The organism is Paraburkholderia phymatum (assembly GCF_040965635.1).
Lineage (GTDB): Bacteria > Pseudomonadota > Gammaproteobacteria > Burkholderiales > Burkholderiaceae > Paraburkholderia > Paraburkholderia phymatum_B.
This window is the reverse complement of sequence record NZ_JBFRCH010000035.1, coordinates 1-24,371: the sequence shown is the minus strand read 5'-3', so window position 1 is coordinate 24,371 and position 24,371 is coordinate 1. Positions and strand designations below refer to the sequence as shown.

22 protein-coding genes are annotated in these 24,371 nt (G+C 60.9%); 15 read left to right on the top strand and 7 right to left on the bottom strand.

Going from position 1 to position 24,371, the window contains the following annotated elements; all coding sequences use genetic code 11:
* Nucleotides 1-8: 8 nt before the first annotated feature.
* The 3 genes from AB4Y32_RS33460 (at nt 9) to AB4Y32_RS33450 (ending at nt 4,156) form a co-directional block, all read left to right on the top strand.
* Nucleotides 9-1,487, top strand: a complete 1,479-nt coding sequence (locus AB4Y32_RS33460; protein WP_368725418.1) for an aldehyde dehydrogenase — start codon at nt 9-11, stop codon at nt 1,485-1,487.
* A gap of 93 nt (nt 1,488-1,580) precedes the next feature.
* A complete protein-coding gene (locus AB4Y32_RS33455) occupies nt 1,581-3,626 on the top strand; it encodes an FUSC family protein (protein WP_368725417.1) in 2,046 nt (681 codons plus the stop codon).
* A gap of 68 nt (nt 3,627-3,694) precedes the next feature.
* Nucleotides 3,695-4,156: an ester cyclase gene (locus tag AB4Y32_RS33450; protein ID WP_368725416.1), complete on the top strand. Its 462-nt coding sequence runs from the start codon at nt 3,695-3,697 to the stop codon at nt 4,154-4,156.
* Between the two features lie 482 nt (nt 4,157-4,638).
* On the opposite strand, the gene AB4Y32_RS33445 is transcribed toward AB4Y32_RS33450, so the two are convergent.
* Both AB4Y32_RS33445 and AB4Y32_RS33440 read right to left on the bottom strand, forming a co-directional pair.
* On the bottom strand, nt 4,639-4,929 hold the full coding sequence (locus AB4Y32_RS33445; RefSeq protein ID WP_439899878.1) for a cupredoxin domain-containing protein: 291 nt from the start codon (nt 4,927-4,929) through the stop codon (nt 4,639-4,641).
* A gap of 96 nt (nt 4,930-5,025) precedes the next feature.
* Nucleotides 5,026-5,970, bottom strand: a complete 945-nt coding sequence (locus AB4Y32_RS33440) for a metallophosphoesterase (protein WP_368725415.1) — start codon at nt 5,968-5,970, stop codon at nt 5,026-5,028.
* 294 nt (nt 5,971-6,264) lie between these two features.
* Here AB4Y32_RS33440 and AB4Y32_RS33435 point away from each other — a divergent pair, with 294 nt between their 5' ends.
* The 4 genes from AB4Y32_RS33435 (at nt 6,265) to AB4Y32_RS33420 (ending at nt 8,030) form a co-directional block, all read left to right on the top strand.
* Nucleotides 6,265-6,483 carry a hypothetical protein gene (locus AB4Y32_RS33435; protein WP_368725414.1) on the top strand — a complete coding sequence of 73 codons (219 nt, stop codon included), beginning with the start codon at nt 6,265-6,267 and terminating at the stop codon, nt 6,481-6,483.
* Nucleotides 6,484-6,533: 50 nt separating this feature from the next.
* Entirely contained in the window at nt 6,534-7,271 is a 738-nt protein-coding gene (locus AB4Y32_RS33430) for a hypothetical protein (RefSeq protein ID WP_368725413.1), read from the top strand.
* 141 nt (nt 7,272-7,412) lie between these two features.
* Nucleotides 7,413-7,658 carry a DUF4148 domain-containing protein gene (locus AB4Y32_RS33425; RefSeq protein ID WP_439899876.1) on the top strand — a complete coding sequence of 82 codons (246 nt, stop codon included), beginning with the start codon at nt 7,413-7,415 and terminating at the stop codon, nt 7,656-7,658.
* A gap of 51 nt (nt 7,659-7,709) precedes the next feature.
* Nucleotides 7,710-8,030: a DUF4148 domain-containing protein gene (locus tag AB4Y32_RS33420; protein ID WP_368725411.1), complete on the top strand. Its 321-nt coding sequence runs from the start codon at nt 7,710-7,712 to the stop codon at nt 8,028-8,030.
* A gap of 682 nt (nt 8,031-8,712) precedes the next feature.
* On the opposite strand, the gene AB4Y32_RS33415 is transcribed toward AB4Y32_RS33420, so the two are convergent.
* Both AB4Y32_RS33415 and AB4Y32_RS33410 read right to left on the bottom strand, forming a co-directional pair.
* Nucleotides 8,713-9,471, bottom strand: coding sequence for an alpha/beta fold hydrolase (locus tag AB4Y32_RS33415; RefSeq protein WP_368725410.1), 759 nt, complete (start codon nt 9,469-9,471; stop codon nt 8,713-8,715).
* Between the two features lie 89 nt (nt 9,472-9,560).
* Nucleotides 9,561-9,866, bottom strand: a complete 306-nt coding sequence (locus tag AB4Y32_RS33410) for a putative quinol monooxygenase (RefSeq protein ID WP_368725409.1) — start codon at nt 9,864-9,866, stop codon at nt 9,561-9,563.
* A gap of 109 nt (nt 9,867-9,975) precedes the next feature.
* Between AB4Y32_RS33410 and AB4Y32_RS33405 the strand changes: the two genes are divergently transcribed.
* Complete coding sequence (locus AB4Y32_RS33405; protein ID WP_368725408.1) at nt 9,976-10,935, top strand: GlxA family transcriptional regulator; 960 nt, start codon at nt 9,976-9,978, stop codon at nt 10,933-10,935.
* An 888-nt stretch (nt 10,936-11,823) separates the two neighbouring features.
* Here the strand turns inward: AB4Y32_RS33405 and AB4Y32_RS33400 are convergent.
* Both AB4Y32_RS33400 and AB4Y32_RS33395 read right to left on the bottom strand, forming a co-directional pair.
* A complete protein-coding gene (locus AB4Y32_RS33400; protein WP_368725407.1) occupies nt 11,824-13,302 on the bottom strand; it encodes a YncE family protein in 1,479 nt (492 codons plus the stop codon).
* An 11-nt stretch (nt 13,303-13,313) separates the two neighbouring features.
* Nucleotides 13,314-13,799, bottom strand: a complete 486-nt coding sequence (locus tag AB4Y32_RS33395) for a DUF305 domain-containing protein (protein WP_368725406.1) — start codon at nt 13,797-13,799, stop codon at nt 13,314-13,316.
* Nucleotides 13,800-14,329: 530 nt separating this feature from the next.
* Between AB4Y32_RS33395 and AB4Y32_RS33390 the strand changes: the two genes are divergently transcribed.
* The 7 genes from AB4Y32_RS33390 (at nt 14,330) to AB4Y32_RS33360 (ending at nt 22,433) form a co-directional block, all read left to right on the top strand.
* The gene (locus AB4Y32_RS33390) at nt 14,330-15,727 is read left to right on the top strand and encodes a cytochrome ubiquinol oxidase subunit I (protein ID WP_368725405.1); all 1,398 of its coding nucleotides are present in this window, start codon (nt 14,330-14,332) and stop codon (nt 15,725-15,727) included.
* Nucleotides 15,727-16,734, top strand: coding sequence for a cytochrome d ubiquinol oxidase subunit II (gene cydB, locus AB4Y32_RS33385; RefSeq protein WP_368725454.1), 1,008 nt, complete (start codon nt 15,727-15,729; stop codon nt 16,732-16,734). Before AB4Y32_RS33390 ends, cydB begins: the two co-directional genes overlap by 1 nt.
* A 380-nt stretch (nt 16,735-17,114) precedes the next feature.
* On the top strand, nt 17,115-17,396 hold the full coding sequence (locus tag AB4Y32_RS33380; protein ID WP_368725404.1) for a YtcA family lipoprotein: 282 nt from the start codon (nt 17,115-17,117) through the stop codon (nt 17,394-17,396).
* Between the two features lie 4 nt (nt 17,397-17,400).
* Complete coding sequence (gene mdtN / locus AB4Y32_RS33375; RefSeq protein WP_368725403.1) at nt 17,401-18,459, top strand: multidrug transporter subunit MdtN; 1,059 nt, start codon at nt 17,401-17,403, stop codon at nt 18,457-18,459.
* A 9-nt stretch (nt 18,460-18,468) separates the two neighbouring features.
* A complete protein-coding gene (locus AB4Y32_RS33370) occupies nt 18,469-20,565 on the top strand; it encodes an FUSC family protein (protein ID WP_368725402.1) in 2,097 nt (698 codons plus the stop codon).
* Nucleotides 20,562-22,022: an MdtP family multidrug efflux transporter outer membrane subunit gene (locus tag AB4Y32_RS33365; protein ID WP_368725401.1), complete on the top strand. Its 1,461-nt coding sequence runs from the start codon at nt 20,562-20,564 to the stop codon at nt 22,020-22,022. The genes AB4Y32_RS33370 and AB4Y32_RS33365 overlap by 4 nt, the downstream gene beginning before the upstream one ends.
* A gap of 27 nt (nt 22,023-22,049) precedes the next feature.
* Nucleotides 22,050-22,433 carry a potassium channel family protein gene (locus tag AB4Y32_RS33360; RefSeq protein WP_368725400.1) on the top strand — a complete coding sequence of 128 codons (384 nt, stop codon included), beginning with the start codon at nt 22,050-22,052 and terminating at the stop codon, nt 22,431-22,433.
* A gap of 437 nt (nt 22,434-22,870) precedes the next feature.
* Here AB4Y32_RS33360 and AB4Y32_RS33355 read toward each other — a convergent pair whose 3' ends face one another.
* Nucleotides 22,871-23,812: a GlxA family transcriptional regulator gene (locus tag AB4Y32_RS33355; RefSeq protein WP_368725399.1), complete on the bottom strand. Its 942-nt coding sequence runs from the start codon at nt 23,810-23,812 to the stop codon at nt 22,871-22,873.
* Between the last annotated feature and the right edge of the window lie 559 nt (nt 23,813-24,371).

Below are 24,371 nucleotides of genomic sequence, written 5' to 3'. Positions count from 1 at the left end.
GTACCGTGATGGAACAGTTCAAGATGCGCATCGGCAGCGAGTGGCGCGGTGCGAGCGATGGCCGGACCTTCGAGAGTATCAATCCCTACAACGGCGAAGTCTGGGCGGAGGTGCCGCGCGGCACAGCCGACGATGTCGACTCAGCCGTGCGCGCCGCGCATGCTGCATTCAGGAGCGGCCCTTGGGCCACGATGACCGCGAGCCAGCGTGGGATGGCGCTTCACAAGATCGGCGACGCGATCGCCGCGCATGCAGAGGAACTCGCCGATCTGGAAGTAAAGGACAACGGCAAGTTGAAAGCCGAAATGCTGAAGCAGATGCAATATTTGCCGCAATGGTTCTACTACTACGGCGGTCTCGCCGACAAGATCCAGGGCGATGTCACGCCGTTCGATAAAGCGGGAATTTTTCACTACAGCACGTTCGAACCGCTCGGTGTGGTCGCGACGATCGCACCGTGGAATTCCCCGCTGCTGCTCGCGGTGTGGAAGATCGCGCCAGCGCTCGCCGCCGGCAATACGGTCGTCATCAAGCCATCAGAATTCTCGTCGGCATCTTCCATCCTGTTTGCAAGGCTCTGCGAAGAGGCGGGCGTGCCGGACGGCGTCGTCAATATCGTGACCGGATTCGGCAAGGAAGTCGGCGAACCGCTGGTCGGTCACCCCCTGGTCGCGCGCGTAGCGTTCACCGGCAGCGAAGGCGGCGGTCGCCATGTCTACGAGAATGCGGCGCGCTCGTTCAAGCGTGTTTCGCTCGAACTGGGCGGCAAGTCGGCCAACATCGTGTTCGAGGATGCCGACCTCGACGACGCCGTGAAAGGCGCCGTCACCGCCATTTTTTCGGCAACCGGCCAAAGCTGCATGGCGGGATCGCGCCTGCTCGTGCATTCGAGCATCCATGACGAGTTCGTCGAACGGCTGGTGAACTTCATGAAGGATGTGCGGCTCGGCGATCCGATGTCGCCGGATACGAACATGGGTCCCGTATCGACCCAGCCGCAACTCGAAAAGACGCTGTACTACATCGATGTGGCGAAACAGGAAGGCGCACGCCTCGTGTTGGGCGGACATCGCTCGACGCGACCTGGCACGGAGAAAGGCCTCTTTGTCGAACCGACCATTTTCGTCGACGTGCACAACGAAATGCGCATCGCTCAGGAAGAAGTGTTCGGACCGGTCGTGGCCGTCATCAGGTTCGACACGGAGGAGGAAGCGATCGCCATTGCCAACGACAGCAACTATGGTCTCGCGGCTGGCGTCTGGACGCGCGACCTTCGCCGCGCCATGACGGTGCCGAAGCGGCTGGAAGCAGGCAGCGTATGGGTCAATGCCTATCGCCTCGTCAGCTATCTCGCACCGTTCGGCGGCGTGAAGGCCTCGGGAATCGGTCGTGAAAACGGGATTCGTGCGGTCTACGAATACCTCGAAGCAAAGAGCGTGTTCATCAATCCGACGCCCGGTGTCGAAAACCCGTTCGTGCTGAGCTAGGTCGAAGCGACTGATGATGACGATCGTCGACGCGACAGCGCGCCGGCGATCGTTCACCGCTTAACCCTTTGAGCAAGCAGGCAAGTCAAGACTATGCGTTCGACGTGGATTCCCTCTCGCGGCCTTGTGACGTTAGCTGGCCGTACTGCGCTGGCGGCTGCGCTAGGCCTGCTCTGCGCTAGCCTCGCTGGCCTTCACGAGCCTCATTGGGCCGCGTGGACAGTGGTCTCTCTGGCGCTTCCGGCACGCGGAGACAGTCTGTTGAAATCGCTCGATCGCGCGCTCGGCACGGCTGTCGGTGCGCCCGTCGGCGTGCTGCTGGTGCTGGTAGCGCACGGCAACGCGCCGTTGCTTGTCGGCCTGCTGGCGGTGTGGCTTGCGGCGTGTGTCTATGCGGGCGCCTCATTGCGCAATTACCGCGCATACGGTGCCGTGCTGGCGGGTTACAGCGCGGTCATCATCGCGATGTCGTTGTCGGGTGATTACGCACAGTTATTTGAGGTCGGCAAGGACCGCTGCGTCGGGGTGCTCGTCGGTATTACATGCGGGTTGCTTGTCATCGATTTCTCGCGCGAAAGTGTGCACGGCGGACTTGCAGTCCGGCGCATCCGGCATGCGATAAGCGCAGCATGCGCATGGAGTGCAGACCGGCTCGCAGGCTTACCGCGCCCACGGTCCATCGACGGCACTGGCCCGCAGCGGCTGCGTCGGCAATTGAGCGATATCCTCACGCTTGATGGCGCGGTGCTGAGCGCGGCGGCTGAATCGCCGGCGCTGTGGACCCGCACCGGTAGTCTGAGCGGCGTCGTGTCGGCGCTCCTGAGTCTGCTTGTGGTGTCGCGAGGCATCGAGCGGAACTTCCAAGCGGCCGCGTCACAAGGTAATGCAATAAGCGACGAGATCGGGGAGATCGTTGTCGAAGCATCGGTATTGCTTAGGTCGATCGCTCATGAACTGCGTGGCGATAGCGCAACCGAATGCGAAAAGACAGCTGTCTTTTTCGCGCAACTGCGCGCATTGCGCGCCACGCTTTCATCCGCTCGGGCGAAAACCGTCATCGAACGCCGACGCATCGATCTCGTCTCAGCACTGCTCGGCGCGACGGAAGGAGCGCTGCGGGTATCCGCCCGTTTGACAGGGGCCGATGAAACTCGAAATGGCGACGCAGAAAGCTATCCCGCGCCCGTCTATGCACACGATCGCACTTACGCGGTAGCCGCCGCGTTACGCGCTGCGGTTGCATTGCTGCTCGCTGGAACGGTCTGGATGAACACCGGCTGGCAAGGCGGGCCGCTGTTCGTCGCGTTCACGGCTATCGCGATTGCCCTTTTCTCGATCCGGCCCAACCCGCGACATACGGCAGTTCATTTTCTAGCTTCGGGCGCCGTGGGCACGGGCGCTGCGCTGCTGTTCTGCGTGACGGTTGCGCCGCACATTGCGCATCCGGCGGGGATTGTGCTCGCGGAGGGCGGTATCGTTTTTCTGGCGATTGTATTGTCGTCTCTACTTTCGAATAGTTTCTGGGCATCAGGCTTCTGCCTCGTATTCCTCGTTGTGTCCGATCCGGCAGTGATAGCGCATACGACGGCAAGCGTGGTGACCGGCAATGCGACAGGTGTACTCGCTGGCTCTGCGCTGGCCGCGTTCGCATTCCATCTGGCTCCATCACCTGGATTTGAGAGCCGGCGGCGCAAACGCCGGCTGGTGGGAATAGCCGACACGATCGGGACATTGATCGCTTCGCCCGTCGGGCGGCGAACGGCCATCACGCATCACGAGTGGCAAAGCCGAAGCATCGACGCGCTCGTGCGAATCGCATTGCCCGCGGCATCCGCAGAGGAAGTGAATGAATGCATGTCGTGGATCGAGATAGGTTCCGAACTGCTCGAACTGAAGAATGGTTTGCGCATCGATGCTGGAGCGCTTTCACCAACCACGCGAAAGGCACTGGACCAATTGCTCTCGGATCTCAGGGATATCGAGCCTCATGCGTGGCATGCACGGCTCATCGCGGCCGATGCTGAACTTCATCAGACATGGCATGCCGATCAAACCGTACTGGCCATCCGCGCGAGGATTGCTGAAATCGCCTCGCTGTTGAAGCACGTTACTGCGGCGCGAATTGCGCCGGCTCAATGAGAGGTTCCGAAGGCAGCGGAGCGTCAAACGAAGGGATTTTTTTGTTCTGCATGAAGGGGAGATTTGAAATGGCACGGAAGAATTCAGTCCAGGTCGTCGAGAGGTTTTGGCATGAAGTCTGGCAATTGCGCAATCCACACGCTGCGGACCATCTGGTCACCGACGACTTCACGGTCACCTCGGGTGGAGTGGAAATCAAATCGCGTGAAACGTTCAAGAAGTGGGTTGCTGCATTCCTCGCCAGCATCGATGAGTTCGAGTTCGATGTGATCGAGACGTTTCAGAACGAAACCGGCGATCGGGTGGTCAGTCGATGGCGGGTTACGGGGAAGAACAACGGCTTTATGGGTTCGGAGCCATCGGGCTTACCGATCGACATGACGGGAACGGCCGTCCTGCACGTCGGCGAGGACGGGCTGCTGCGGCACAACTGGGTGGAACGCAGTGCGCTGGAAGTTCTCCGCAGTGTGGCGGCGGGAAACAGCACCGCCGGGCATCTCAAGCCTGCATCAAGCAAGTCTGGCCTATAAGCTTTCGCGCGTCGTTGCACGCGAATGCGTCATTAGGGCATATAGCGGCAAGGGCGCAACTTCTGTGATGCCGAGACAAACAATACCGTGCGGGATGGAAATCAGGTCATTTCGCCCATTGATCGCTAAGAGTGGCTGCCGTTCGACCTTGCCGCCGCACGAATTGTCCGGCTCGCTCGTCGAACGGCCGCGCTACTGTAGAGCGCCGAACGATCTTTGGGGATGTCCGAACCGCCGTCCCTGAGAGGCTGTCGTGTACGTCCTGAACACTTTATTAGGTGCCTTTGAACGCGCGACCGAATGTCCGTCAGCAACGGGTCGACTACTGCCCGATGCGGGTCGATCAACGGAGGACCACGGCGCCGTGTTCGACGGTCGGACCGGGTCCGGCCATGAGGAGTCGTGCGTTGGTGTCGTGGACCTGACATTCAGGTGTCGGCTTCGTTCAGTTTCCGGCCATCCCACGGATTGGTGACCGTCTCCTACTGCACCGTGATGATCGCTTTCATGTTCGGGTGTATGCCGCAGAACACCTTGTAGACCCCCGGCTTGTCGAACTTGAATTGATATGTATCGTTCTGATCAAGTGCAGCGGAGTGGAATATGCCCGCATCGTTGACGATCGTATGCGGTTCGCCATCCAGGTTCTTCCACGTCACGGTCGAGCCGACCTTGACCGTGAGGGACATCGGCGAAAACATGAAATTCTTGATAACAACCGCGTTGGCGTCCTGCGCATGCGCGACAGTCGACCCGCAAGCCAATGCCGCCATGAGCATCCCGCCCCCGATAGAGCCGACAAATGCGCGACGAAAGAAAGTGGAAAGCATGATTGGGATCCTGGATGAGTGAGCAAGGGGTGTCTGGAATCAGGCGAGCGTCGTGTCTGCAAGCGTCGCCTTGAGCGGATGGCGCGAGATCTTGACACTGGTCACGCCAAGCATCCTCGGGAGCTGATCGTTCGACACCGTTAGCGGCATGGGTCCGGGTCCATTGCCGGCCGTTGGTTGTGGATAGGCGGTCGAGCGCGCTGTATGGAAGGTGACATTCCCCTCCACCCTGGAAACGATCTGATGGATATGTCCATTCAGGACTGTCACCGAACCAAACCGCTTAAGATGGCTCATCGCCAGGCCTGCATCGCCGGTGCCCCAACCCCACGGTTCGTAAATCGTCCACATCGGCATGTGTGCAAACACAACGATCGGCGTGCTGGACGAACGTCCCTTCAGATCGTTCTCCAGCCAGGAAAGCTGGTCGTCGCCCAGGCCCCCCAGACCATTTGGCTTGAAATGCATCACGTTGACGAGCCCGATGAAGTGCACACCACTGTGGTCAAAGCTGTAATAGCCCTTGTTGTCCGAAGCCTGGCCGAAGCGGTTGAAGTATTCGGTTCCAGGCCCGTCCGTCACATCATGTTCTCCGGGCACGGTGTGCAACTCGGTGATGTTCAGCCCCGCCAGCAATTGAGCCGCAAGGTCGAACTCTGCGGGCCGCGAGAGATGGGTGATATCGCCCGTGTGAATTGTCAGGGCCGGCTTGACCGGCATGGCGGCAACGAAGTCAATCGTCTGCCTGAGCGTTCCCGCGACATCCGGATTGGCTTCCTTGTTGAAGCCAATATGCGTGTCGCTGATCTGCAGGAACAGGGGAACGCCTGCGGCCGCGGACTCGTCCTTCGTACTGGCGGCGAGGGCCAATTGCACTGGCGTGAGGACGCCACCGGCCAGGACGAACAGGGTGCCCGCGCCACCGTACGCCAGGCATTTCAATGCGCTGCGGCGCGATGGATTGGAAGGAAGAACTGATGACATGGTGTCCTCTCGACTAAGGTTCAGGAGGTAGACAGCGGGATCATCCGGTGGACCTCCTCGGCTGGCTTCGAACGCTAAACTGGCGCGTCGACCGTTTTATTCCCCAATCGGAAATCTCACCGTTGGCGCACAACAGGCCACTCACCCTTCACCGCGCTGCTGCAACGTGCTTGCGCGTGTCGAGTGCGGGCGCCCCTCACATTGCCTTACCCTCACGGCGATCTCGTCGAATCAGGGAATAACCGTCGCGTGCACACGGTATTGCAGGCGGGACACACGAACTGGGTGACCACGATGGACATCATCGACATGGCCCGTGCATCGGGATTGACAGTTGTCCTCGACGGCAGAATAGGCAGCGAGGAATACCAGAGCGTATGCGGTTCGGTATCCGCGTTCGCGCTGTTCAACGGCGGGGCAGGATGCGCCGGTGTGCTATCGAAGGTGCCGAGACCTCCCGCGCAAGAAACGCGTCTGCTCAACGCATGTCGCGCGACACTCAACAGAGTGTGAAATAAGAGACGCCCCCGGTGCGCACATCACATCGTGAATCGAGGGTTCAGATGCAATCCGTTCTGCGCGGGTTTCAACTCGGGTCGGGCATGGTGTTGCTGACCTATCTTTTCCTCCACCTGACCAATCACGCGCTCGGCATCTGGTCACTGGACCTTGCCGGACGCGGTCTCGTGGTGGCGCTCCGGCTCTGGCGTAGCGCCCCTGGAACAATCGCGCTGTACGGTGCAGCTTTGCTGCATTTTGCATTGGCGGTGCGCACGATATACGGGCGCCGCCACTGGGCACTGCCGCCCACCGAATGGCTCCGCCTCTGGGCAGGCCTCAGCCTGCCGCTGCCGCTGATCCGCCACGCGGTGACAACCCGGCTCGCCTCCTCGCTCTATGGCTTCGAGCCTGATTACGAGCGCGTCGTCACCGTGCTGCTTACCAGCGGCACGCAGGGCCTGCAACTTGCACTGCTCGCGCCTGGCTGGATACACGGATGCCTCGGACTGTGGTTCCGGTTGCGCCATCATCCCTTGGCGCACCGCGTGAAGCCCGCGCTGCTGGCACTCGTCGTCCTGTTGCCACTGCTGTCCGCAGGAGGCTTTATCCGGATGATGCAAGCCGTCGAGGCGAAGGGCCCCATGCTTCCGCCGCCCGATCCGAAACTGGTTTCGCACCAACTCGCCCTTGATGCCTGGCGTCACCATCTCGTCATCCTTTATCTGTCCGTGATCGTTAGCGCGTTCGTCGCAGGCCAGTTACGTAACGGCCTTGAACGTCGAAGATTGCAGAACAGGTGATGAATGCCGATACGACACGACCGCTCGCGAGGATGAACCCGCCGACGTCCTGTTTGACCAGAATCGGGAATATCCCGCGACGAAGGGGCGTCTATACAATGCGCATCGCGCAGCACTCAAACGTTAACTAAGGAGTATGAAATGATTAAATCTATCGTGATCGTCTTTTCGCTGGCGACTCTCGCATCGTCGAACGCGTTTTCTCAAGGCAAGACCCGCGCCGAGGTCTATCAGGAGCTGATCGAAGCACAGCAAAACGGTCTGAACTTTGTGACCGAAACCTCGTATCCAGATGTCAATCCGATCTACGCGAGGCAGGTCGCACGTATGAAGCGTGAACATCTCATGCGGCAGAACGCTTCTCTCCCAGACGACAAGGCGCATTGAACGCCAGCCATTCCATTTTGCAAACACCTCCCGAGGTAAAAGGAGTACCACATGAAATCGGATTTGATGGCCGGGTGCGTTGTACAGCCGCTACGCAGCTTCGTGATCGCAGGCACCATGCTGATGGCCGGTACAGTGAGTGTTTATGCGCAGACCATGCCGGAGCTTGCCACCCATCAACGCACCCGCGCGGAAGTCATGCATGAGCTCGAAGAACTGGAGGCGGCGGGTTATAACCCGTCGCAGGGTGACGATGGTTCGTACCCCGCCGATATACAGGCCGCGGAAGAGAAGGTTGCCGCGAAGCATCGAGCCGAAAGAGACGCGGCGATGAGCGCGGGTGGAAACCGACAGGCGACGCCCGCGCCTTGAGGTGCAGACGGTGGTCAATACTCCGTGTACAAGGCGCCTGCATGGAGGCGATAGCCGACGCGATGCTGCATAGTCATAGCGCTTTCTTCCGATTACCGTGACGCCTCCCAGATCTTCGTCGAGAAGGACGTGCAGCAGTTATATGGACGGGGCGTACCGGGTGTCCGGTTCGGCCGAAAGGCAGTCGACACGGCGGCATGGATGGCCGCTGTGCGTTGAAAACGGCCGTCGTGTTAGTGCAGCGGTGTATGACCGGAGTGGGTCGACACCGGTCTATCGGCGTGGATGCGTCCGTTGCCGTGATAATGAGGCAGTTGTCGCGTTAAATGGGCGGTTCGTTCCGGCGTGAAAAAGGAAGCGACGCGGCTCGCTCAAACTTCGCGGCTCATCTGCGACTCGTGCAGCCTTCAGATGACATCGGTGGCAGCGTCCCGACGGTAGACGCGACACCTTTTCTCGACATCATTGATCCGTGTGGCTATCACATCGCAACCGTGTCAGGCGCGCAACGGAATGCGGTGCCATGCACATCGTAGGCAAATATGTTCTGCTCGCGACGACACTGCAACCACTGGCGCACAAACAATACCGACCGGGTGCAGATGACTCTGCCGTTGGTCATTTTCTGAGGGGCGCTTCGGGTCTATCGCCCCCACGCGCCCCGGATTGCCCTCTGTTCCGGTCAGTTCGTCGACTTCGCGGCAATCTCAATCACTCGCGCAACGGCGGCCGGCTGGGAGATAAAGACAGCGTGGCTTGCGCTCACCTCGGTCACCTTGGCACCCGAGCGCTGATACATCCAGCGCTGAAGCTGGGGGTTCACCATATGATCCTGGGTGGTCAGGATGGCGTAGCTGGGCTTGGTTCGCCATGCCGCCACAGAGACCGGTGCGCCCAACGCTTTCTCGGCAAGTTGGTCCTGCGAGTCCGCCAGGAATTGAGCGTCCGAGGGCGGGACGTCCGCGGCAAAGTTCTCACGGAATTTCGCCGGCGGGAGGAAGAAATACTTGTCCGGCGTCGCTCGCATGGCATCGTTGGGCGCGGCAAACTTCTGCAACAGCTGACCGCTGGCTTCGCCGACGTCGGGTTGCAGTGCGGCCACGTAGACGAGCGAGCTGACCTTCGGGTCCGCACCTGCCTCCGTGATCACGGAGCCACCGTAGCTGTGGCCGACCAGCACCACCGGGCCCTGCTGCTGGTCGATGACGCGCCTGGCGGTATCGACGTCCTCGGCGAAGCCCGTGAGCGGCTCTTGCACGATCGTCACATGGTAGCCATCCTTGACCAGGATGTCGTGGACGGCCCGCCAGCCGGAGCCATCCACCAGTGCGCCGTGGACAATGACAACATCTTTCGCAGCCGCCTTTGCCTCGGCATGCGCCATCGTGGCGCCCAGAGCAATCAAGGCGGCAATGGCTAGTTTATTTCGCAGTGCAAACATCGTACTCTCCAGAGTTGTCTGTAGTTGCCCGTCGTTTTGCGCAATTGCGCTTGACGGGCGAGGACTGATCGGTGATGGTTAACCGGGAATCAGGGCAGCCTGTTCTTCATGGCCAGAACATCGATCGGCTCGACCGACGGAGGGCTGGCCAGCATCTCGTCGACCCGCGCCATCAGGGCGCCGGCCATACTCCCGTGCAGGTGTGCCTGGCGATCCTCTTCGTTCGCAAAGGCGTCGAAGACACCGAACGTCGTCGGTGACAGCCTGAGGGCGAACCAGATCGGCGTGGTCGCCTCCCGATTCGTCATTTCCAGCCCGGCGTCGAGGAAGTCCGCTACCGCATGCTCCTTTCCTGGCCTGGCTTCAAGTCGTACGAATAGTGCCTTCTTGATCATCTTTGCTCTCCAGTCTGCGCGTGACGAGTTCACGCGTTGGTCCAGACTTTACAAACGGAGCGCCCCTGGAGATACTGTCTCAATCGACAACTTTGGTATCGATCCTGCCATGCGGATTTTTGTCCTGGCGCTCGAAGGGGTGTTCGACACCGGCCTCACCACCGTGCTCGATGCCCTGACGACGGCGAATGAACTGGCGCGCGCGACCGGGATGGCCATACCGGACTTCGACATCACCGTGGCGGGGATGCGGCCAGAGGTGCGCACCGCGCTTGGGCTGCAGGTGCCCGTGCGCGACATGACAGACGCCCCCGCACCAGACTGGGTGGTCGTACCGGCGCTCAACAGGACCACGACGGACCTGCTTGTGCCTTCGCTCGGCCGGCCCGATGTGATTGACGCGCTCAGCGCATTGCGCGCGTGGCACAGTGCGGGCGCCCGTATGGGCGCCTCCTGCACGGGTACCTTCGTGCTGGCCGAAAGCGGCTTGCTCAATGGTCGTGAAGCCACCACCACCTGGTGGCTCTCGCCGATGTTCCGGCAGCGTTACCCCGAAGTGCACCTGGATGCGCATCGTATTGTCGTGCCCAGCGGCGACATGGTGACGGCGGGCGCCGCCCTGAGCCATCTCGACCTCGCGCTCTGGCTGATCCGCAACAACAGCCCGGAGCTTGCAGCGCTCGTAGGCAAGTACCTCGTCTTCGATTCGCGGCCGTCGCAGTCTGCCTTTGCGATCTCCGATCACCTGGCCCATTCGGACCCGCTCGTCGAGCGTTTCGACCGCTGGGTGCGCGAACACCTCGACACGGCCATCGCGCTCGACGACGCCGCCGAAGAACTGGCGACCAGCAAGCGAACGTTGACGCGACGTCTAAACGAGGTGCTCGGTAAAACGCCCGTCGAGTACATTCAGGATCTGCGGGTCGAGCGCGCCGTCCATCTGCTGAAGACGAGCAAGCTCAGCGTGGATCGCATCGCCGAGCAGGTCGGTTACGCGGACGGCGTGACGCTGCGCACGCTGCTGCGGCGGCGGATAGGGAAGGGGGTCCGTGAGGTGCGGGCGTCGTGAGTCTTATCGATTATTGGAGTATGCCGGTGGCCGTGCTTAACCAGCCACACGGGAGGAATTGCCACGCTGAAGCGAGGAGTCGAATGACGGCTTCACCCTGGAAACGGCCGCCATTCCGACGTATGCAGGCAAGACCGCTTCGGGTCAGGTAGTGACGGTGGTCATCGGCACCCCAGAGGGCGACCGACTCCGGGCAGCACTCAACAGACAGCGAGGTATAGCCCAGCGCGCGACCTGCTTCCAGGAGCGACCGCCGAATCGCACTCCTGCGCTACAGGTCAGTGGCAGACAGCGTTATGCGTCCACCCATGCCGTGGACTGCTTTCGCCTCCGCAGCCTCCAGCAGTCGGCGCTTGCCAAGCTCGAAGGCCAGCCTCAATTGCCTTGGGGTGCGATTCGCAGCGCCGAGTTTTTCGCAAACTACTTCACAAGGTAGCGCAAAGGCACAGTACCCCCAACCGAAACCGTAGACCGAAAACAAGACTGTAGAGTCGCTGCAAAGGATGGGCGCTGTCAAATTCGTATCGGGTTGGTCCATTGCTCTTCGCATTCCTGTCCGATGGCCGTGTTTCTAGATTCTTGCCATGGGATCTTACAAGAGTCCACGCGGCGGCGGAGAGTGAAAAATGAAATGTTCTGCACCCTTGCACATCGAAAATCGAAAGGATTGTGGCGTTGACGCTCGTTACACCGGTTGCGTGAGGCGGAGGACGGCCCATGAAGGGACGTTCGCTCACATCGTCGCTTAGACGTTCAGGCGTCTGTTCCACGCAGCAACCGGCCGTTCAATTCGCCGCCACTATGCGGTCGTTACCGTGACTGCCAGAATCAGATAGCCGCGCCGCACACCATTCCGCCGCCGCGAACGAGGCGTGGTAGCGGACGCGGTTATGGCGACTGGACCTGTATCGGAGCTCCAGGCTTGCCCGACCCTTGCGGGGCAACCACGAGGTAGCGGCGCTTGTCACGGGCATTGCCCATTCCTGGTGTGACCAGTTGGCGAATCTGCCCGAGCGCATTCACGATCGCCGAGCCGGCCGGATTGGACATGAAATTCGCGAGCACTTGCAGGTCACCCGTGCCATCGGCGTTATCGGCAAGACCTAGTATGTAGGGCTGCTTCGGTTGCAGACCCGTGACAGCGGCCTGGAGAACCTGCACGAGCCCCTGGTCGAACAACGCGACAGTCGTAGGCACATTGGCGGTATCCGCCGTCTTGGCCGACCCCGCTGGCACCAGTGTGATATGGACACTCTGGCCAGCCAGGCCGAGCGTCTGCAGGTTCTGCGTAGCATCACCTTCCGGCACCGCATTCGGCACATAGGTGACCGCCTGCGGCGCCTGGCCAATGGGCACAGTTGCGATGACCGTGTTGGTCAGTGTGTCGATCGCCGTCATCGCATCGGCGTTTTCGAGCCCGACATAGATGCGGCTGCCGTCCCCCGATGGCCATAGCCCATGTGGCAAGTTGCCGACTTGTATCGTCGCGACCTGCGAAAAGTCGTCGGTTCGAAACACCTTGACCACGTTCAGGCCGCCGACCGTTACATACGCGAACGTGCCGTTGGTGTTATGCACGACGTTCACGTGATTCGTGATCGGGCCTGTGTCGAGTGTCTTCATCAGCGCGAATGGCGGCCTTGCATCGAACACCTGGACCTTGCCGGTGTCCTTGAGCGTGAACCAGACCTGCTTGCCGTCTGGCGTTGCCGCCAGGTCGGGACAGAAGGGGCTGGCCTGCCTGACCATGCCGACGATCTTGTGGTCGGCCACGGACACCACATCGGTCTCCGGGTTGAAGGACGAACAGACATAACCGTACTTCCCGTCCGGTGAGAATATCTGCATGCCGGGCCCAGGCGGGACAGTAATGCGTGTTTTCTCCTCGTATGTTTTTCCGTCGAGTACCGCAACGTAGTTTTCGCCGCGCACGGTCACCCAGACCTCTTTTCCATCAGGCGTGAAGAAAGCCTCGTGAGGAGAGCGGCCGACGTAGGTGACATGCTTGACGGCGTTAGTCTGCGTGTCGATGAATGAAACCGAGTTCGATCCGATCGAGACCACCGCAATCGTGTGATGGTCCGGCGAGAAACCCATGCCGTGCACAAGCAATTGGCCTTTGTACAACGGACTGAAATTGCCCGGCGACGGATCGCCGAGGCGAATCAGGCCGAGCAGCCTGTTGTCGACGGGGTCGATCACCGACACGGTGTTCGAGAACTGTTCAGCAGCGTAAACGCGATCGTGATGGCTTACGGGAATGTCAGGATCGGACTGCGATCCAGGGGCCTGCCCAGCCCAGGCGATCTGCGCTGTTACCAGCGCGGCCGCAGACAACGCGATGGCGATGGCGGATTCGTGTTTCATTGTTGCTCCCCTTACATAGGGTTTGGCATGTTCATTTGCATGCCGTGGTCGGGCGTCCGGTGAGCAGGGGCGGCAGGTATGGAAGCGGGCTGTTGCTGGTCCGGAGCGGGGGCAGGTACTGGCAATGGTTGACCGAGTGCGACGCGCATGGCGACGATTTCCTGTTGTTGCTCGACGACGATCTCTTGCGCGATACGGCGTAACTGTTCGTTGTGTCCGTAACGCAGTTCGGCCTGCGCCATGTCGATGGCACCTTGATGGTGAGGCACCATCATTGCGACAAAATCGCGATCGACGTCACCCGTCGGTGTCGCGGACATGCCGTCCATCATTCTTGTCATGGCGGCATGGTTCTCCGCCAGGAAGGGTGTTTCATTAGGCGTAGCGTCGGTCTGTAAGCCCGCCGTCAAGGCAGGCGCGTCGCAAAGCGCCGGGATCGTCAGGGCAATGATGCTCTTCAGGATCGTCCGCACGTTTGGAGGACTTGGGATACGCACGATGGTTCTCCCGTTGTGGCAAACAGGCATCTCATTGGATTTCGCGCAGATGAGGGTTTCAGACGCGATTGGGCTGCCACGGCATCGCTGTCGGGTGCTGTCAAATTACCCATGAACTATCGCGCAGGTCATCGGATCGTGCAGGCATGGTGGCGTGTGAGGAGGACGATTCGAAGATGCCCTCGCATTGCCCACTCTGGTTATAGATCGGAGCGAAGCGAGGTCCGAAGAACTTCGGAAGCAGGCCTTGGCGCCGCAGCGGTCCGAACGGCTGATGCGCGTCGACTGCTGCCCGACGCTATCCGATCGATGTGGCTTGCGTGCCCAATAGTTGTCGTTCACGCCGGCTTGGTTAGGCCGGGCGTCGGCAGCGTAGCGGAGTCGGCCCCGGTGGCGATGAGTCGCCGCCGGTTTGAGCCGCGTCGGCGAGAAGTTAGGCGAGCGTTCTCTTCAGCGGTCGTTGCGTACTTCGAGGCTTGTACCTATAACGTAAGGGTCCTGGCTCAGGACGGTATCCGGCCGGCTCTGCCATGAATATCCTCGATGCCTTACATCTCGCCCGCCTGCAGTTTGCGTTCACAATCTCCTTTCACATTGTCTTCCCGGCAATCAGTATCGGCATGGCCAGCTTCCTGGCCGTGCTCGAGTGGCGATGGCTCGTCACCCGCGAGAGCGTGTACAAGGAGCTTTGCGTCTTCTGGTCGCGTTTCTTCGCGGTCGGGTTCGGCATGGGCGTCGTCTCCGGTGTCGTCATGGCTTACGAGTTCGGGACGAACTGGAGCGGGTTCGCAACCGTCGCCGGAAATGTCACCGGTCCATTGCTGACTTATGAAGTGTTGACTGCATTTTTCCTCGAGGCTGGTTTCCTCGGAGTCATGCTTTTCGGGTGGAGCAAAGTCAGCCCACGAGCACACTTTTTCGCCACGCTGATGGTCGCACTCGGAACGCTTGTCTCGACATTCTGGATTCTCGCGTCGAACAGTTTCATGCAAACACCTCAAGGCTTTGTCATCGCGAACGGTCGTATCGTTCCCGTCGACTGGTGGAAGGTTATATTCAATCCATCGTTTCCATACCGGCTCGCGCACATGACGATCGCGGCATTCATCGTCGCTGGATTTGTCGTTGCGGCGTGCGGAGCATGGCACCTGCTGCGGGGAAGACGCGACAAGGCCATCCTGACCAGCTTCTCGATGGCACTTTGGATCCTGCTCGTAATAACGCCGGTGCAGATCGCAGTAGGCGATGCTCATGGGCTCAATACGCGGAAGCATCAGCCAGCGAAAATCGCAGCCATCGAGGGACTATGGCAAACCGAAAAGGGTGGCACGCCTCTCAATCTGATCGGTCTTCCCGATATGCAAGCCGAAGTGACGCGATATACGGTGCAAGTGCCTCATCTGGGCAGTCTGATTCTCACGCACACCTGGGATGGCGAGATTACAGGACTCAAGGCGTTTCCCGTACAAGATCGTCCGTACTCGCCGATCGTATTCTGGAGTTTTCGAATCATGGCGGGATTAGGCATGCTCATGTTTCTGACGACGCTCGTGGGCCTCATGCTTCGCTTAAATGGTCGTCTCTACGAGGCGCGCTGGTATCAACGAATGATGCTGCTGATGGGTCCGTCGGGAATCGTCGCACTGCTGGCCGGTTGGGTCACGACGGAAGTAGGCCGTCAGCCATGGACTGTCTATGGCGTCCTTCGCACAGCTGATTCCGTCTCTCCCGTCAACGCTCAGCAGGTGGGCGTGTCGCTACTGATTTTTGTGATTGTCTACATGCTTGTGTTCGGTACGGGAGTCTATTACATGCTTCAGATGCTCAAGCGTGGACCGGCGGCGCACACCGAACAGGAGGAAACACGCGAGCATCCCGTGTTGAACAATCGCGCCCTCGATGCGATGAAACCGGGAGAATTGACGTGATGATCATCGACCTTCCCATCGTCTGGGCGTGCATCATAGGCCTTGGTGTGTTTATCTACGTGATGCTCGACGGATTCGATCTTGGCATCGGGCTTCTTTTTCCTTTCTTCGATGCCGCACAGGCGCGGCAAGTGATGATGAACACAGTCGCTCCCGTTTGGGACGGCAACGAGACCTTCCTGGTTCTGGGTGGAGCAGGTCTTTATGGGGCGTTCCCGATCGCCTATGCAACTTTGCTCCCCGCGAATTACATTCCGCTCATTCTGATGGTCATTGGCCTGATCTTTCGCGGAGCCGCATTCGAGATCCGGGGCAAAGCCACACGAACCCAGCACGCCTGGGATCTGGCGTTCATGGGTGGATCCGCTCTGGCGTCGTTCTGTCAGGGGATCGTATTGGGTTCGTTGTTACAAGGAACTGAGACCGTCAACGGCCAATTCGTCGGCGGCGCTTTCGACTGGCTGTCTCCATTCAGTCTCTTCTGCGGAATCGGCGTCCTCGTGACATACGCCACGTTGGCTTGTGGCTGGCTGATATTGAAGACCGAGGATGATCTGCAGCGGAAGATGCGGTTCCTCATGGCGCGTTTGATCTGGCTACTGTCCGCGGTGATCGGCATCGTCAGCGTCTGGACGGTCATCGGATTGCCCGCAGTGGCGCATCGGTGGTTTGCAAGCGGCAACCTGGGATGGTTCCTTCCAGTCCCTGTACTTGTCGCAGCGTGTGTTTTAGGCATCCTGCGCTCCATTCGTCTTGAGCATGAAGCAACGCCTTTCCTGCTGACTCTCGGTGTTTGCTTCCTTGGCTACAGTGGACTGGTAATAAGTATCTGGCCGAATATCGTGCCTCCTTCGGTCTCGATATGGGAAGCCTCGTCCAGCCATTCGAGCCAGCTCTTCATGCTCATTGGCACAGCCATCGTGCTTCCCATTATTCTGGTCTATAACGCGATGCAGTATTGGGTGTTCAGAGGAAAGGTAACCGAGCGTGACCCCCGCTACCACTGACAATCTGTTCCTTCTTCGCTAGTGCTAACGCGTAGTGTTTATCGTCGCATTGCAGCCGCAACCAGGAGGTGAAACGGCAGAACAAGCAGACCCGTGCCCGCGACGCCTAACATCCAAAGTGCGACGAACCAGAGAAGCTGTCTCTTTTTCATAGGTGCTAACGCTTGTCAACGGGAGATCATCCGTCCGCAAAGTATAGACGTCGCTCACAGGAATGAAGCGGGATCGCTCCTATTTAAGCTGTTGAGTGCACTTTTGCGATTTCCTTGCGACAGACCTGGACGTGATTATTCGTAAGCACTGAGGTTGATCCAGATTGCCTGGGCAAAGCCAAAAGCGTGACGCTGGTTTCGGCGACACGTCACACCTTGGAGCGATACATGCGATTCGACAGAGGGGCATGCCTGCCGCCTGCGCTCGGCATCGCGACCGTCGCCGCGATGCTCACATCGGGGTGCGTGAGTTCGCCATCCATCGCCGTGCTCGGTGCATACTTTCCGGACTGGCTGTTCTGCATCGTCGCAGGCGTGGTCCTGACGATCGTCGTCTACATGATTCTCAAGCGGCTGCACGCCGATCATGCAATCGGGCCTTCGGCGCTGGTGTATCCGACGCTCGTCGCTTTCCTTTCCTTTGCTGTCTGGCTCGTAATGTTCAGGTGACGCAATGGCGACGGCTCCCGACACGAAGAAAAAGAGAGCATGGCCGGCCATTGTCCTGATCGTGGCGACGCTGCTGTTGCTGCTGCTCGTGATTCGCCAGCTCGACCGTTCGCCGCGAACTGACGATGCTTATGTCTATGCGGACACCGTCGATGTCGTGCCGGAGGTGAACGGGCGCATCGTCGAGCTGGCCGTGCACGACAACCAGGCGGTGAAGGAGGGCGATCTTCTGTTTCGCATCGACCCGCGCCCGTATCAGGATGCGCTCACGCGAGGCAAGGCGTCGCTCGTCGCGCTCGATCGTCAGATCGAGCTGACGCAGCGCACCGTCAACGCGCAGCAGTACAACGCACAGTCCGTGCGCGCGGCTGTCGAGCGGGCGCGCGCCGCGGCGAATCAGGCCGCCGATACGCTGCATCGCATGGAGCCACTGCTGCCGCGCGGGTATGTGTCGGCGGAGGACGTCGACCGCGCCCGTACCGCGCAACGCGCGACGCAGGCCGAACTGAGCGCCGCGCAGTTGCAGGCGCAGCAGGCGGTGGCGGCCGTGAGCGGCGTTGATGCGCTCGTCGCGCAACGTGCCGTCATCGAGGCGGAGATCGCGATCGCCGAACTCAATCTCGAATACGCGACGGTGCGCGCGCCGTTCGACGGGCGTGTCGTGGGGTTGAAGACATCGACGGGCCAGTTCGCGACGGCGCTCAAACCGGTCTTCACGCTGATTGATACGCGACACTGGTACGTGGTCGCCAATTTCCGCGAGACGGAATTGAAGGGCATCAGAAGGGGAACCCCCGCCACCGTCTACCTGATGAGCGACGCGGACCAGCGCTTCGCGGGCAGCGTCGATTCGATCGGCTATGGCGTCGCATCCGAGGAAGCCGGCTTCGCGTTGCCGGGCGGATTGCCGCGCATACAACGCACGCTGAACTGGGTTCATGTCGCGCAGCGTTTTCCGGTCAGAATCCTCGTGGATCGTCCGAATCCAGATCTGTTTCGCGTGGGCACGTCAGCGGTCGCCGTGCTGCAACCCGCACACGGCAACGATGGCGAACGCCGCTGAGGAGCGCACGTGGCCGCCGCCGATCATCTGCCCGATACGCTGCGCGATGCAGGCATCTTCCTCGCGTGCGAGCTCGCGCCGTTTCCCGGCCGCATCAACGTGACGCTGCGCTGCCTGCTGACGAGCGCGATCGTGATCGTCGCATCGATGGCGCTCGAAGTGCCAGAAGTCGCGCTTTCGCTGATCGTCGTGTTCTACGTCACGCAGTCGAACGTCGTGGTCACGCGGCTAGTCGGCATGCTGTTCATCGTCGGATCGACGCTCGCCATCGGCCTGTCGATCCTGCTCCTCAAGTTCACCTTCGACTATCCGCTGGTGCGCATCGTCGTCGCGAGTGTACTGTTCTTTTGCAGCGTGTATCTGCTTCGCGTGACGAAGATCGGTCCCGTATTCTTCGTGGTCGCGATCGTCGCGATCTACGTGCAGAGCTTCGTGGACCGGATCGATCAGGCAGATCTGTTGATTCGTGCGGTGCTGTGGGTGTGGGTCGCCATCAACTATGCGATCGCGCTGACGCTCATCGTGAACACGCTGCTGCTGCCTGCAGAGCCGCGCGTGCAGTTGAAGGCGGAGATGCATCGGCAACTCGCGGCGCTCGATGCGCGGCTCGCGCATCTTCTCGATGGCGGCGCGCGGGCCGTCCCGGTCACACGGGAGATGGTCCAGCAGGGCGCGATCACGCTGCAAAAGCTGCTGCGCTTCACGACGATGCGCGACGCACACTATCGCGAGCACCAGGCGTTGCAGCTCGCGCGCATCGCGACGGTGTCGCGTCTTTATCGCTGCGCGAGCGATTGGCCCGATACGGCAGCGCGCAAACCGGCCGCGCATGCGCTGCTGCGCGAGTTGCGCGCGAACGCACGGGCGCTCGACGAATCCGTGACGACCGACGCACCATATCGCTACATCGAAACGGCGGCGCCCGACGAACGCGATTTCGCCGACGGGATGCCCGCCGCGGCCGAAGCACGGCGCGCGCTGCATGCCTACGCCCATCTTGTCGCGCGCGACGCGGAGCCCGGCAAGCCGCCACCGGACGAGCCGATGATCGCGGCCGACGCGTGGAGCAATCCCGCATACCTGCGCTTCTCGTTCAAGACGCTGCTCGCCGTGCTGGTGTGCTACGTGTTCTACAACGCGGTCGACTGGCAGGGCATCCATACGATCATGCTGACATGCGTGATCGTCGCGCTGCCGAGTCTCGGCGCATCCACGCAGCGCGCGCTGCTTCGGCTGGCGGGCGCGCTCGTTGGCAGCGCGTTGGCGCTCTTCATGACAGTGTTCGTCGTGCCGCATTTCGACGATATCGTCGGCCTGCTGCTGATTACGATGCCCGTCTTCGCAATCTCGGCGTGGATCGCGGCCGGGTCCGAGCGGATCAGCTATGCCGGCACGCAGATCATGTTCACGTTCTCGCTCGCGCTGCTCGCGCGCTTCGGGCCGATCACCGATCTCACCGAAATCCGTGACCGGATGGTTGGCATCCTGCTCGGCGTCGCCGTGGCGACGTTCGTGCAGATGTCGTTCTGGCGTGAAGGCGAGGGCGACGTGCTGCGGCGCAAGCTCGCCACGATGCTGCGCGCGATCGCCGTGCAGCTGCGCGAGCCGCTCGCGGCCGAAGACGGACATGACCCGCTGCTGCATGCACAGCGCCAGTTGCAGGCGTGGGCCGTGCTCGCCGATTGCGAAGCGACGCTCTCACGTGTGGCGCTGGAACCCGGCTGGCAGGAAGGCGAGCACGCACAGCTCACGATGCGCGGCCAGACGGTGCTCGCGCAAGCGCGCGAGATCATGCTGGCAGGCGATGCGCTGGCTAACGCTCTGTCGGCGCATGGCGCGTCGGCGAGCCCGCGCACGGCCGATGCCGCGCGCTCGGCGCGGGAGCGGGCCGCCACCGATCTCGACCGATACGCGGATGGCCTCGCCGCCGATCCGGGCGCCGCGCATCGTCCGTCGCGCGCGGCGATGGCCGGGCCCGTCACCGTGCCCGCCGACGCGCCGCTCGCTAACGCCGCCGACGAATTGTCGCAGCAGGTGGCGGGACTGCCGGACTGGCGCGTCGACGCTTCAGGGGCGGCTGTGTCGAGACAGGCGTTGCGAACATGAAATGGCTCCGATCTGCCTTGTGCTGTGTGTGGATGCCGTGCGTGGCGGCGGGCTGCGCGCTGATCCATCACGACAGCGCGCCGTATGCAGAAATCGCGCCCGAGCAGATTGCGCTCGCGGACAACATCCATCTCGCGCGCGAGGGCTGGCCCGCCGCGCGCTGGTGGACGCGCTACCACGATGCGCAGCTCGATGCGCTCATTGATCAGGCGCTCAGCAATGCGCCGACGATGGTGATCGCGCGCACGCGTGTCGCGCAGGCCAAGTCGGATGTGGAACTCGTCAAAACGGGATCGAGTCTCCAGGTGACCGCGCTGGCGTTGCTGAATCGCGAGCATGTGTCCGCGCACGGTTTTCTCGGCCCGTTCGCGCAGAACGAACCGGCTTTGGGACTGACAGGCCCGTGGTACACGGAAGGCATCGTCGGGCTCGGCGCGAGTCTGAAGGTCGACATCTGGGGCAAGCAGCGCGCGCAGATTGCCGCGTCAGTCGGCGTAAGCAATGCGCGCCTCGCCGAGACGTCCGCTGTCGAACTCGAAATCTCGACGGATGTCGCGCAGCTTTACTACGGCATTCAAACGACTTATCAGCTGATCGATCTTCTGAACGAATCGCATGAGGTCGCGGCGTTCGCGGTGCAGGCCCACGAAGCGCGTGCGGCGCGCGGTCTCGAATCCCGCACGTTGCTCGAAGAGGCACGCGCGCAGCAACTGGCGATCGAACGGCAGATCGTGTCGGCGCAAGCGCAGATCAGGCAGTTTCGCGAGTCGTTACGCGCGCTGATCGGCGCGGGTCCGGACGGACTGCCCGCCATCGAGCCCGTCGCGCTTCCCCGTTCGAAAGCCGCGCTGCCCGCGACGCTTTCGTATGAACTGCTTGCACGGCGGCCTGATTTGCAGGCGATGCGATGGTATGTCGAGTCGTCGTTCGACCGTATCGACGCGGCGAAGGCGGCGTTCTATCCGAGCTTCGACATCAAGGCGTTTTTCGGCTTCGACGCGTTGCATCTTGCGGACCTCTTCACGCATGCAAGCCAGCAGATCAACCTGATTCCGGGCCTCTATCTGCCGATCTTCGACGGCGGCCGGCTCAACGCAAACCTGAGCGGCGCGCGCGAGGGCAGCAACCTGTTGATCGAGCAATACAACCAGGCCGTCCTCAACGCGGTGCGCGATGTCGCGCAGACGGGCAGTCGTCTCGAGGCCCTCGACGCCGAGAGCGAATTGCAGAAGCAGCGAATCGAATCGCTGGCGTTCGCGAGAGACAGCGCCGAAGCCCACTATCAGCGCGGACTGACGAGCCGGCTCGCGGCGCTCGAAGCGCGCCAGCCGGTGATCGCGGAGCAGGTCGCGCTGCTCACGCTCGACGGTCAGATGATCAGTCAGGAGATCACATTGACGAAGGCGCTCGGTGGCGGCTATCACGCCGAGCCGCCCGTCGAGCCGAGGCCGCGCTGAGCGGCGCTTACCTGTGAGGTCAGGCACATGGACAACGACACCGGGCCGGTCGGCGCGCGTATCTCGCCGCGCGACGCCGTCACGGAAACCGCGCGGATTCTTTGGCACCTGCGCGGTATTCTGGCAATTCTGCTGCTGCTTTTTCTGATTCTGTCGATTGCGATGTACCTGGCTGGAGGCGCGGTCAATGCAGGCACGCGAACGCGTTCATCGATGAGCGAAACATTCTATTTCTGTGCGGTGACTGCGTTGACGGTCGGTTACGGCGACGTGGTGCCGACCACCGCGATTGGCCGCATTGTCGCTGTCTTGCTGGGATTGCAAGGTTTGCTGGTGACGGGCGTCACTACGGCTTCCGTCGTCTACGGCATCCAGGCGGCGGCCCGACGCGCGGGCCTCGTGCCACGTTGAACGCGCCTCCTCGTGTTACGCGTGGACGAAAACTATCGACCTCTATTCGTGAACGATTGCGGTTCGTTCATGTTGTCGATGAAACGCGCAGATGGTCCGCAGGGTCAGGCGGAACTCGCGCATATGAAAGTAGGGGCCCTATGGGTTTCACTAATGGCGCCTGTGCCTGACAAAACGGACCGTCGCGTTGCTGAGCAGCAAGCGGCCGCTATGGGTCGGGCAGCGGCACAGGAAGCGAGTCGACGTACCACTGTGCATCCTCGACTGGCCGCGCCTGTTGGCATTTCTGCTGGTAGCCGAATACCGGCTTCATGACCACTGCAGTTCCACATGCCGGCGCTGAGTGTTGCTCCACCGGATTCGACGCGTCCGTGCAAAACCTGACGCGGCGCCACCAACGGCGAAAAAACGCAGTTCGAGAGGCGCGCCTGCCTGGACTAGGCGGCCTGCTGCCTGGCAACCCGGCGGATGGTTTGCGGAGGTTGGCCCAGCGTTCTGACGAATGCTCTGCGCATCCTTTCGGTGTCGCCAAATCCAGTCTCCCTCGCGATCACTGCAAGTGAGAGCTCTCCGGCATCAACGAGGCTGCGAGCGGCATCGACGCGCAGTTTCTCCACCACCTGCGCAGGAGACTGTCCGGTCTCAGTCTTGAAGATTCTGCTCAACTGCCTTGGACTCACGTGCGCGATGTCAGCGATGGCTTCCACGGAAAGGTCCTTGTGAAGGTTGGCCCTGGCGAAGGACAACACCTTTTGTATGCGGTCGGACCTGGGCTGAAGCTCCAGCAGCGCCGAGAACTGGGACTGGCCACTGGTACGCCGGTGGTAGACCACAAGACTCGTCGCCACGGCCTTTGCCACCTTCGCTCCATGGTCTTCCTCTACCATGGCCAAAGCCAGATCGATGCACGCGGTCATGCCGGCCGATGTCCATATGCCTCCGTCGTTCGTAAAGATTCGGTCCGGCAGAACATTCACTTGAGGGTGTCGCCGCTGAAGCTCCTGAGCCGCGGACCAGTGGGTGGTTGCACGGCGGCCATCGAGAACCCCAGCTTCCGCGAGAATGAACGCGCCCGTGCAGATGCTGCCCATTCGCCTGCAAGCCTGCTCGGCGCGCTTCAGGAATGACCTCATTTTCGGTGTGGAACTCGGAACCGGAATGGAGCCAGGGACGAGCAGCGTATCGAACGCCGCATTGCGGAACTTGCACGAGTCCACGGTCGCGCCCGAATAGCTCGGAACCGGCCCCCCGTTTTCGGACAGCCGAACTTGCCGGTAGGACTCGTACCCGAGCGTCCTGTTCGCCAACTCGAATACGGTAATCACGGCGAGGTCGAGAATCTCGAACCCCGGGAAGAGCAACAAAGCTACGGTCTTCATGGATGTCTCAAAACGCCGTAATCGGCAATTGGAGCCAGCATAGCTCCGCCACGATTTGGATGCAATTCTGGAGCCATATCGCGAGCACTGATTGTCCCAAAACGCGGCGTTTCCCTCTTTTAAGCCACTGTCAGATGCCTCACCATAGACATACCGCTTTGCCATTTTCCCGACTGCTTTTGTCTATTTATATGCATATGCACTCACTACCCAAAACCCCAGGCATTCCTGGATCTGACCTCAACGCCCAAGGCCGATTTCTCGAACACGCCTGGCGCGACGTCTATGCTCTGCGCGCCGACCTCACATGCTGGCTTCGGAGTCGCGCGAGGGGTATTGAATGAATAGCATTGCACTGGCCTGTACCGCTGCTCTTGGTATCCTCCTGTTCGCTCTTGGACTCTCTGTTTCAATCCTGCGCTCTCGCGTCGGCGTGCTAAGGCAATGCTGATCAAGCCGAGTAAACGCGACTGATTGCGATGGCGCATGCGTAAACTTTCCGAATCACCAATGAAAATGGTCATTCCGGTTCATTTGGTCGCGCCGCAGGCGCTTTGCG

What these genes read in the sequence shown, in the direction of transcription:
- AB4Y32_RS33460 (WP_368725418.1), top strand. Translation starts at nt 9, where the DNA reads ATGGAACAGTTCAAGATGCGCATCGGCAGCGAGTGGCGCGGTGCGAGC.
- AB4Y32_RS33455 (WP_368725417.1), top strand. Translation starts at nt 1,581, where the DNA reads ATGCGTTCGACGTGGATTCCCTCTCGCGGCCTTGTGACGTTAGCTGGC.
- AB4Y32_RS33450 (WP_368725416.1), top strand. Translation starts at nt 3,695, where the DNA reads ATGGCACGGAAGAATTCAGTCCAGGTCGTCGAGAGGTTTTGGCATGAA.
- AB4Y32_RS33445 (WP_439899878.1), bottom strand. Translation starts at nt 4,929, where the DNA reads ATGGCGGCATTGGCTTGCGGGTCGACTGTCGCGCATGCGCAGGACGCC.
- AB4Y32_RS33440 (WP_368725415.1), bottom strand. Translation starts at nt 5,970, where the DNA reads ATGTCATCAGTTCTTCCTTCCAATCCATCGCGCCGCAGCGCATTGAAA.
- AB4Y32_RS33435 (WP_368725414.1), top strand. Translation starts at nt 6,265, where the DNA reads ATGGACATCATCGACATGGCCCGTGCATCGGGATTGACAGTTGTCCTC.
- AB4Y32_RS33430 (WP_368725413.1), top strand. Translation starts at nt 6,534, where the DNA reads ATGCAATCCGTTCTGCGCGGGTTTCAACTCGGGTCGGGCATGGTGTTG.
- AB4Y32_RS33425 (WP_439899876.1), top strand. Translation starts at nt 7,413, where the DNA reads ATGATTAAATCTATCGTGATCGTCTTTTCGCTGGCGACTCTCGCATCG.
- AB4Y32_RS33420 (WP_368725411.1), top strand. Translation starts at nt 7,710, where the DNA reads ATGAAATCGGATTTGATGGCCGGGTGCGTTGTACAGCCGCTACGCAGC.
- AB4Y32_RS33415 (WP_368725410.1), bottom strand. Translation starts at nt 9,471, where the DNA reads ATGTTTGCACTGCGAAATAAACTAGCCATTGCCGCCTTGATTGCTCTG.
- AB4Y32_RS33410 (WP_368725409.1), bottom strand. Translation starts at nt 9,866, where the DNA reads ATGATCAAGAAGGCACTATTCGTACGACTTGAAGCCAGGCCAGGAAAG.
- AB4Y32_RS33405 (WP_368725408.1), top strand. Translation starts at nt 9,976, where the DNA reads ATGCGGATTTTTGTCCTGGCGCTCGAAGGGGTGTTCGACACCGGCCTC.
- AB4Y32_RS33400 (WP_368725407.1), bottom strand. Translation starts at nt 13,302, where the DNA reads ATGAAACACGAATCCGCCATCGCCATCGCGTTGTCTGCGGCCGCGCTG.
- AB4Y32_RS33390 (WP_368725405.1), top strand. Translation starts at nt 14,330, where the DNA reads ATGAATATCCTCGATGCCTTACATCTCGCCCGCCTGCAGTTTGCGTTC.
- cydB (WP_368725454.1), top strand. Translation starts at nt 15,727, where the DNA reads ATGATCATCGACCTTCCCATCGTCTGGGCGTGCATCATAGGCCTTGGT.
- AB4Y32_RS33380 (WP_368725404.1), top strand. Translation starts at nt 17,115, where the DNA reads ATGCGATTCGACAGAGGGGCATGCCTGCCGCCTGCGCTCGGCATCGCG.
- mdtN (WP_368725403.1), top strand. Translation starts at nt 17,401, where the DNA reads ATGGCGACGGCTCCCGACACGAAGAAAAAGAGAGCATGGCCGGCCATT.
- AB4Y32_RS33365 (WP_368725401.1), top strand. Translation starts at nt 20,562, where the DNA reads ATGAAATGGCTCCGATCTGCCTTGTGCTGTGTGTGGATGCCGTGCGTG.
- AB4Y32_RS33360 (WP_368725400.1), top strand. Translation starts at nt 22,050, where the DNA reads ATGGACAACGACACCGGGCCGGTCGGCGCGCGTATCTCGCCGCGCGAC.
- AB4Y32_RS33355 (WP_368725399.1), bottom strand. Translation starts at nt 23,812, where the DNA reads ATGAAGACCGTAGCTTTGTTGCTCTTCCCGGGGTTCGAGATTCTCGAC.